Here is a 1180-nt window from a genome sequence, read left to right on the forward strand (position 1 = left end):
AACTATCTAACTGATAATGGCTTATTAGAAATTATCGGTGGGCGAAACAAACTAGCATCGCTGGTTGATAAGACTGTATCAGCAGTTAACATTGATGCGCTTGCATCTGTAGTTGTGGATAAATGGAAGCGCCGTGAACTCGGCAGACTGGGAAACCTTGCAATGGAGTTGCAGCACAAGTCAGATGAAGAAGCACCTTTAGAGCAAGCCTTTGAACAATTGCAGGACTTGATCTACCAGTTGCAGCGATCGTCTAATGCTACGGGAGCTAATCACATTTCAGATGTAGTTGTTAATTTATATCAGGAAATTGAAGACCGTAGCCAAGGTAAGGTATTATCTGGCATTCCTACAGGCTTTTATGACCTTGATGCTCTAACGGCTGGATTTAATCGTACTGACTTAATTATTGCTGCGGGTCGTCCGGCAATGGGCAAGTCTGCTTTTGCGGCTCAAATAGCTTTTCATCTGGCATCCGCATATCGATATCCTGTGGTCGTGTTCAGTTTGGAAATGTCAAAGTTGCAAATTGCCATGCGAGCGCTTTCAAGTGAAGCGAATATAGAAAGCGGTTATTTGAAATCAGGACGTATCTCTGATACACAATGGCAATCACTATCACAGGGCATCGGCACATTATCAGAGTTACCTGTTTACCTTGATGACCGCCCAGACCCACCATTAACTTACATTGAGGCTGAGTGTCGGAAAATTATGGCACGAGAGCGCCGTGATTTAGGGTTAATCGTCGTAGATTACCTGCAACTGATGGATAGCTTCGGTTCTGGTAACAGGAACAATGAGATAGAAAAGTTAACACGTGGACTGAAGCGTTTAGCAATGAAGTTGCAGACTCCTGTACTGTGTTTATCGCAACTATCAAGAGCAGTAGAAAGCCGGAATAACAAACGCCCCATGCTCTCTGATTTACGTGACAGCGGCGGGATTGAGCAAGACGGGGACAAAGTAATTATGTTATATCGTGATGAATATTACGACCCAAGTACGGTAGATAGAGGAGTTGCAGAGATTATCCTTGCTAAAAACCGCGACGGGGCTACAGGCACAATCAAGCTGCTGTTTGATGCACCTTTTACAAAATTTAAGAATATGGTGCGTTCGCAGCCAGAGCGAAGTGTTTGGCCTTAAAAAGCATGGTCAGGGAAACATTTCTCTGACC

At 44.2% G+C, this 1180-nt stretch carries 1 protein-coding gene; it reads left to right on the forward strand.

Annotated features, from left to right (window positions below):
• Positions 1-1149, forward strand: a 1149-nt coding sequence (dnaB, locus tag IQ244_RS32200) for a replicative DNA helicase (RefSeq protein ID WP_193900711.1), incomplete at its 5' end; no start/stop codon positions are given.
• Positions 1150-1180: the final 31 nt, after the last annotated feature.

Source organism: Nostoc sp. LEGE 06077 (assembly GCF_015207705.1).
GTDB lineage: Bacteria > Cyanobacteriota > Cyanobacteriia > Cyanobacteriales > Nostocaceae > Nostoc_B.